We start from the raw sequence: 6,717 nt of genomic DNA, 5'->3' as shown, positions 1-6,717 counted from the left end.
AGAGTATATTAACGATATTTGAATTATATAGAGGGAGGTTTTAATCGATGAGCAAGCAGGAGTTCCGCAAAGCGATGAGCAAATTTGCGACAGGAATTACTGTCGTAACATCGGAATTTGATAATGAGATACAAGGAATGACAGTCAATGCATTTATGTCTGTGTCTTTGGATCCACAGTTAATTACCATTTCACTAGATTCCAAAACGAATTTCTACCAAAATGCCGATAAAATTAAACGATTCGGTGTTAGTATTTTACGAGAAGAACAACAAGAAATATCCATGATCTTTGCTAAACAAATAGAAAAAGAATATCAAGACTTTACAACTTTAGACGGTATACCAGTCATAGATCATGCACTCACTACATTGGCATGTACGGTAGTCAATACGGTTGAAGCAGGTGATCACTTACTGATTATTGCCGAAGTAGACGAAATCAAATTAGACGAAGGTAATCCAATTCTTTATTACAACAGTACATATAAAAGAATAGTGGATAAATAGAGAAGAGTACGGAGGATAGTCATGGCCATTCTTGCAATCTTACGAAATAGTGCAATATTACCTAAAAAAGAAGCGATGTTTTGGTTAAATCGAGTAAGTATGAGGGACACACTCGTTTATCTTTTTCTTATATTCTTTATTAGCTTCTTACCTAATGTCATTTTAATGATAGCAAACTTTAAACAAGGTCAATCTCACATTTCATATAGTCAGTTTCTACTGCAAATTATTGTCTTTTATCCCTTTTTTATCATGTTTATTGTTGTTACAGGGGTTTCCATATTAACAATCGGTCCCTGGATACTAAAAAGCTTCCTGCAACGCAAATTAGCATATCAACAATTATGGAAGATGACTTCCTTTGCGTTACTATGGCCATTAATCATTTATCACCTGTTATTTTTCACGCCGCTACCAACTTCCATTGCTTTTTTGGTTGGTTTAGTGTTGTTATATATAATCCTATATCAAATGATTTTGATTTACCCCAAAAAAAGAAAGTGAGGGAGTTTCATTGGCAGATAATGAATGGAAGATAAACCATAGTTCAACTACACAAGTAGATCGATTTAAAATAACAATCGATGAAGTGTTACTTGCAAATGAACAGACACAGAATTTTTCGTATATTGAATTTCGGGATGGTGTCTGTGTTTTAGCAATTACGAACGATAATAAAGTGGTCATGTTAAAACAATATCGTCATCCATTACAATCCACTGAACTTGAATTTCCCGCAGGTATGATTGAAGAAGATGAAGAACCTCTCTATGCGGCACAACGGGAGTTATTAGAAGAAACAGGGTATCAGGCAGAAGATTGGCAATCTCTCGATTATTTCTATCCATCTCCTGGATCCACAACCGAAAAAATTCATTTGTATTTGGCAACAAAGGCAACAAAAGTAGATGAGCAATTTTTAGATGAGCTAGAAAACATCGAGGTTGAAATCGTTAATATGAAAGATTTTTGCAAACTGGTAGAACAAGGCATTTTTCGGCATGGTGCCGGTCTCGCGTGTTGGGCTCGATATTTAAGTATGTCCTTCAATTAATGTAAAAAAGCTTTAAATCCTTTGAGCTAACCACATCATGCGTACACTATCTTTCGATTTTCCTTCCTGAGAATACAGATTGAGTCTAGCACACAAGATAATCATCATCATCTTTAGCTGATAAGCTGGACAAGCCGTTTTACGGGTATACAACACTGGTATTTAGAAAGGTACTTAGGCTTATCAGAGGATTTACAAACAGCATATGGTTTAAGGAAGCATTTCGCTCCTGGTTTGAGGAAGCGAAAAAAGGAACAATTGATTTAGGAAAAATAAAACAAGGTTTATACCGTTTTTATAAGCAGGTAGAAAAGTCAAGAATGGATGAGTTTATCCAAGCCATAGGTACACTTAAAAACTGGCAAGTATAAGTTTTAAATAGCTTTGCCTTCCCTTATAACAATGGATTTGTAGAGGGGGATTAAATAATCAAACAAAGGTTATGAAACGTAATGCATTTGGCTTTAAACGCTATGACCGATTAAGGTTACGTGTATTACTACATCATCAATATAAAGATTTAGACTTTCAAGTAGGTTAAGGGATAGGAGCAAGAACTCCTACCCCAACATTTGACGTAGAACCTTATTATAATATGTCAGATAAAAAAATCGAGCAGTCTCACTTTAATTAAGCCACTTGACTTTTTCATTTTATTGGGTTTTGTTCCAACCCCAATTTATATGTGCGATTACTTGACCTAAATTTGTTATAGTAAGTTATTTTATAGATAATAGACGTCAATAAACCTTACTAAATGTTAGAATGGAATCCTTTTTCTAACTTTTCTCACTTTTAATCTATTATATTATCTATAAATCATAATATTATTTGACCAAACAGCTTTATTACCAGATGGTCCATCAACTAACACTCGTACTTTTGCTTGAGTTGAGTAAGTTAAGTTTGAAAGATATAACTTTTTAACTGGAGTTCGGTAAGAGAAATATCCTGTTGTAGGGTTAATAGCATCTATCATAAAAGTATATCCTGTAGAATCTATTCCCCATATATCCATTTGATAATCCATACGCGGACAGTTTGTTGATTCTGCTTGTACATCTACAGATGTTGCATTAGATGTGTACACGCTATAATCTGTTGAAACTCTAACTTTACAACTCCCAGATACAGTTTGCCAACTTGACCACGTAGCAGCACTTGTTTCAATACTACTAAAGTTAAACGCTAACACCGTCAGAAGAATTGTGGTAATCATTCCTTTTAATAACTTTTTCATTAAAATCTCCCTTTCTACTATTTATTATAAAACATTTTTATTATAACAAACAAATCCAAAAATGTTAATATATGTTTGCGATATAATTATGGCTAAGTATTTATAACCACTTCTTTTAAAAAAAGGAATATATCCCAGGAAAATTTCCTTTAATTAAATGGATTTCATTGTCCTTCTTTCTTGACCCAATGTACATAAAGGCATAAAAGAAGTTATTTAGGAGATCTCATATTTCTATTATCTACTAAAGAATACTAGTAATCTTTACTATTTTTATTCAAGTCAGCAACCTTATTTTACATTGCCATAAGTTTATTAGGTAAAAAAAAGCTAAAACCCCCTTCCAGGCTTTAGCTATTGATCATGTCTCTTACTTTTGTAATTTCTTCGTCAGGAACAATATAATAGTAAATACCTTCGATTGTTTTACCTGATCCTTTCATTCGATAGCTTGTTACATTCTTTCTTGTCTCGGTATAACTATTTAACAATGACTTCACTGCATCAAAATCCAGACTGGTAGACATGTTATTACCCATGATATCGATTAACTCATTCACTTTAGTAACATTAGCCACACTGGCACCTTCATCAATAATCGCCTGAATTACTTTTCGTTGACGATCTGTTCTTCCAAAGTCACCAGATGGTAACTTTCTCATTCTCACATATGCTAGCGTCTTCTCACCATCCATTTCAACTGGACCTTCCTTAAATTGGTACTTGTTGTCACTCCACTCTATCTCATTGTCAACAGTGATCGTTCCTACTTCATCTACAAGCTCTTTCAATCCTTCCATATTAATACGAACGAAATAATCAATTTCAATATCCAGAAAATTTTGAACAGTTTGCACGGCCATATCAGCACCGCCGAATGCATAGGCATGATTAATTTTATCCTCATTACCTCTACCAACAATTAATGTACGAGTATCTCTAGGTATACTGATTAATTGCATCTCATCTTTTTCCGGTTTTAATGTTAATACCATTAGGGCATCTGACCGACCTGGGTCGTTCTCACGTTGGTCCACACCTAATAATAATATATTTAATGGCTCAGTATCTTCTGTTTTCTGCTTTACTTTCTCCATATCTATCGATTCTATAGGATCATGCATTTTAGTATTGAATGTATCCTCCACATTATTCACAATCGACCATACATAACCACCCACTGCTAAAATAATAACGAACAAAATAATCAGTGGTGTTAAAATCCACCATTTTTTTGATTTTCTTCGATTTGATCTTGTTTCCACTCTCAATCAACATCCTATCCGATTTTTCTATATGATCTTCCATCATTATAGCACAATAAGCCAACAAAAAGGAAATTCCTTTTGCATTTTTTAGCAATTTATCTCATTTTTTTTATAAGTGTATCAAGGAAATATATCGAGAAGTACAGATTTTTGCAGCTAATCACGAATACTTGCATTTCCATAGCAAAAGGCAGATAATAATAACAGGAATTTTTCAAATATGGAAGGAACGTGTCAAAATGGGGTCTACTCATGAATTTTCAGTAAGAGAAGAAATTGCGAATTCTGTTACTCACGGAATTGGAATGGCATTAAGTATTGCAGGGTTAGTTATTTTAATCGTCTATTCATCACTATACGGTACAGTATGGCATATCGTTAGTTTTACTTTATTTGGTGTTACAATGGTACTCCTCTACACATCCTCTACTCTGTTGCATAGTCTCCGAAAAGGGAAAGCAAAAAATGTTTTTGAAATATTGGATCATTCATCGATCTATTTCTTTATCGCCGGATCCTATACTCCCTTCTTATTAGTTGTTGTTCGGGGATGGGAAGGTTGGACATTATTCGGCGTTATTTGGGGACTTGCGATTGGCGGAACAATATTTAAAGCCTTTTTCGTTAAAAAGTTTTTATATTTTTCCACGATACTGTATGTATTAATGGGCTGGCTTATTGTATTTGCTTGGCAGCCACTGGTAGAAAATATGCACCCTAACGGGCTCAAACTTTTAGTTATCGGTGGTGTATTGTATACAGTTGGTGCTGTTTTTTATGTATGGCGTGGGTTTAATTATCATCATGCATTATGGCATCTGTTTGTTTTAGCAGGATCAATTGCTCACTTTTTCGCTGTTTTGTTATATGTATTGCCAATTCAATAATATGAAAGAAGCTCCAGTAAATGGTGCTTCTTTTTTTATCTATATGTGTGCATTTCATCACATCCTATCGATGACAAGAACGATACAATATAGTTAACACCTTGTTAAGGAGGTACTATATTGACTCAGCAACCACCTTTTTTTAAACCGAGAGACTATCATAAAGATCCTTTTATTGTTATATGGGAAGTTACACGTGCTTGTGCATTGAAATGACTTCACTGCAGAGCTGATGCACAATATCACCGTGATCCCCGAGAATTAAATTTTGATGAGGCAAAACAATTAATTGATCAAATCCAGTCTATGAATAACCCGCTTCTTGTATTTACTGGTGGGGACCCACTCGAACGTGAGGATTTACTGGATATTGTCCAATATGCTTTTCTTACAAAGTAAAACAAACTGAACGACACATTCGTTCACTCATCATGCATCTTTTTTCAAAACACCTATTCCAGCTAATATTACTTTTGCGTCATTAGTCAAAAAATTCAATGCTTCTTTTTCCATAAAAAGATTAGGGTTTTCCTTTAAGATTAACTTAATACCTCTTACGTCGAATTGTTCAGCATACACATTGACAGCTCTAATCGAAGCTAATTCTTTCTTATCCAAACTTCTATAACCAGATTCCTGACGCTTGATCATAAAACTTAAGATCTCCCGGGCGTTATGATTTAATAAGTGCCTTTTTTCTTTTAATATTTCAAGGTTATCCTCTATATAACGTCTGGATGTCACTAAGTCAAGATTCTCTGTAGCATGATTGATACTTTTTATAAGTTCACTGAATCTCATATCCATCCTCCTGATCTCAATTCAAGATAACTATATCATATATAGGGATATTTAACTATATTTTTGTTGAAATTAATATTTTTTTGTCGAATTTGCGCTTAACCTAGTAATTTTAACCCAACAACTGCTAATATGATTAATGCTATAAAGAAAATTCTTTTAGCACTTTTAGATTCATTATAGAATAAAATCCCAACAATGGCTCCACCTGCTGCACCAATTCCAGTCCATATCGCATACCCCATGCTCATTGGAATGGTTTCTAAGGCATTTGACAAAAACAAAAAGCTTAACGCGAAACTTGCAATCATAAAACTTAATACTGTCTTTGATTTTTGTCGATGCCACTGATTCATCATGATTACTGCTAACATTTCGAATAACCCTGCTATTATTAAAAGTATCCATGCCATTAGTTACTTTCCTCCTTTGGTTCCGATGTCGATTTTAGACCAATAATACCGATCAACAGCAGAAAAATTAGTGCAATTTTAGTAAGATTAATTTCCTCATTAAAAAAGAAAGCACCAGCTACTACAGTCCCAGCTGTTCCTAAACCTACAAATACGGCATAGACTGTTCCGACTGCAATCTTTTTTCCAGCCATAATTAGAAAATAAAAACTAATAATAATGGCGATAACTGTACCAATCCACTCCAAAATGCGATCGGAGTGTGTTAAGCCAATTACCCATAAAACTTCAAATACTGCAGCGATTATCACTTTTAGCCATTCTTTTAACATAACAACTTCCTCCTACTTTTTTCACAAAAAAATATTTTGATGTGCAGTAAAACTGCCTTTCATAAAAGCGAAAACTGAAACTCCTTACAGATACACATGTACTCGAAGTTAAGAAATATTTTGATTTAGTACCAATTTAGTATTCATGAAGGTTGATTTTGGTACTAAAACTTGTTTTAAGTACCAATTTAAAAGTTTGTTTTCTATTTTTGG

The 6,717-nt window shown here is 33.9% G+C and carries 9 protein-coding genes and 2 pseudogenes; 6 read left to right on the top strand and 5 right to left on the bottom strand.

Annotated features, from left to right (window positions below; all coding sequences use genetic code 11):
* The first annotated feature begins 47 nt into the window (after window positions 1-47).
* From GH715_RS15835 to GH715_RS21615, 4 genes and pseudogenes are all read left to right on the top strand, one after another.
* Complete coding sequence (locus GH715_RS15835) at window positions 48-509, top strand: flavin reductase family protein (protein WP_153836204.1); 462 nt, start codon at window positions 48-50, stop codon at window positions 507-509.
* A 21-nt stretch (window positions 510-530) separates the two neighbouring features.
* Window positions 531-1,013: a hypothetical protein gene (locus GH715_RS15830; protein ID WP_153836203.1), complete on the top strand. Its 483-nt coding sequence runs from the start codon at window positions 531-533 to the stop codon at window positions 1,011-1,013.
* 10 nt (window positions 1,014-1,023) lie between these two features.
* Window positions 1,024-1,563: an NUDIX hydrolase gene (locus tag GH715_RS15825; RefSeq protein ID WP_153836202.1), complete on the top strand. Its 540-nt coding sequence runs from the start codon at window positions 1,024-1,026 to the stop codon at window positions 1,561-1,563.
* A gap of 150 nt (window positions 1,564-1,713) precedes the next feature.
* Window positions 1,714-2,104 (top strand): annotated as a pseudogene (locus GH715_RS21615) (ISL3 family transposase); the annotation flags it as partial.
* A gap of 267 nt (window positions 2,105-2,371) precedes the next feature.
* Here GH715_RS21615 and GH715_RS15815 read toward each other — a convergent pair.
* A complete protein-coding gene (locus tag GH715_RS15815; protein WP_153836200.1) occupies window positions 2,372-2,803 on the bottom strand; it encodes a hypothetical protein in 432 nt (143 codons plus the stop codon).
* 350 nt (window positions 2,804-3,153) lie between these two features.
* Window positions 3,154-4,068, bottom strand: a complete 915-nt coding sequence (locus tag GH715_RS15810; RefSeq protein ID WP_163578711.1) for an LCP family glycopolymer transferase — start codon at window positions 4,066-4,068, stop codon at window positions 3,154-3,156.
* 242 nt (window positions 4,069-4,310) lie between these two features.
* Between GH715_RS15810 and trhA the strand changes: the two genes are divergently transcribed.
* Together trhA and GH715_RS15800 are read left to right on the top strand one after the other, a co-directional pair.
* The gene (trhA, locus tag GH715_RS15805; RefSeq protein WP_153836198.1) at window positions 4,311-4,958 is read left to right on the top strand and encodes a PAQR family membrane homeostasis protein TrhA; all 648 of its coding nucleotides are present in this window, start codon (window positions 4,311-4,313) and stop codon (window positions 4,956-4,958) included.
* A 120-nt stretch (window positions 4,959-5,078) separates the two neighbouring features.
* Window positions 5,079-5,342: pseudogene (locus GH715_RS15800) on the top strand (radical SAM/SPASM domain-containing protein); the annotation flags it as partial.
* A 45-nt stretch (window positions 5,343-5,387) separates the two neighbouring features.
* Here GH715_RS15800 and GH715_RS15795 read toward each other — a convergent pair.
* From GH715_RS15795 to GH715_RS15785, 3 genes are all read right to left on the bottom strand, one after another.
* A complete protein-coding gene (locus GH715_RS15795) occupies window positions 5,388-5,759 on the bottom strand; it encodes a hypothetical protein (protein ID WP_153836197.1) in 372 nt (123 codons plus the stop codon).
* Window positions 5,760-5,857: 98 nt separating this feature from the next.
* Window positions 5,858-6,172, bottom strand: a complete 315-nt coding sequence (locus GH715_RS15790) for a DMT family transporter (protein WP_153836196.1) — start codon at window positions 6,170-6,172, stop codon at window positions 5,858-5,860.
* The gene (locus tag GH715_RS15785) at window positions 6,172-6,504 is read right to left on the bottom strand and encodes a DMT family transporter (protein ID WP_153836195.1); all 333 of its coding nucleotides are present in this window, start codon (window positions 6,502-6,504) and stop codon (window positions 6,172-6,174) included. The genes GH715_RS15790 and GH715_RS15785 overlap by 1 nt, the downstream gene beginning before the upstream one ends.
* Between the last annotated feature and the right edge of the window lie 213 nt (window positions 6,505-6,717).

Origin of the sequence: Gracilibacillus thailandensis (assembly GCF_010994055.1) — a bacterium.
Taxonomy (GTDB): Bacteria; Bacillota; Bacilli; order Bacillales; family Amphibacillaceae; genus Gracilibacillus; species Gracilibacillus lacisalsi.
Note: the sequence above shows the minus strand (reverse complement) of the source record. Positions and strands in the feature narration are given on the sequence as shown.

What these genes read in the sequence shown, in the direction of transcription:
- GH715_RS15815 (WP_153836200.1), bottom strand. Translation starts at nt 2,803, where the DNA reads ATGAAAAAGTTATTAAAAGGAATGATTACCACAATTCTTCTGACGGTG.
- GH715_RS15785 (WP_153836195.1), bottom strand. Translation starts at nt 6,504, where the DNA reads ATGTTAAAAGAATGGCTAAAAGTGATAATCGCTGCAGTATTTGAAGTT.
- GH715_RS15835 (WP_153836204.1), top strand. Translation starts at nt 48, where the DNA reads ATGAGCAAGCAGGAGTTCCGCAAAGCGATGAGCAAATTTGCGACAGGA.
- GH715_RS15795 (WP_153836197.1), bottom strand. Translation starts at nt 5,759, where the DNA reads ATGAGATTCAGTGAACTTATAAAAAGTATCAATCATGCTACAGAGAAT.
- trhA (WP_153836198.1), top strand. Translation starts at nt 4,311, where the DNA reads ATGGGGTCTACTCATGAATTTTCAGTAAGAGAAGAAATTGCGAATTCT.
- GH715_RS15790 (WP_153836196.1), bottom strand. Translation starts at nt 6,172, where the DNA reads ATGGCATGGATACTTTTAATAATAGCAGGGTTATTCGAAATGTTAGCA.
- GH715_RS15830 (WP_153836203.1), top strand. Translation starts at nt 531, where the DNA reads ATGGCCATTCTTGCAATCTTACGAAATAGTGCAATATTACCTAAAAAA.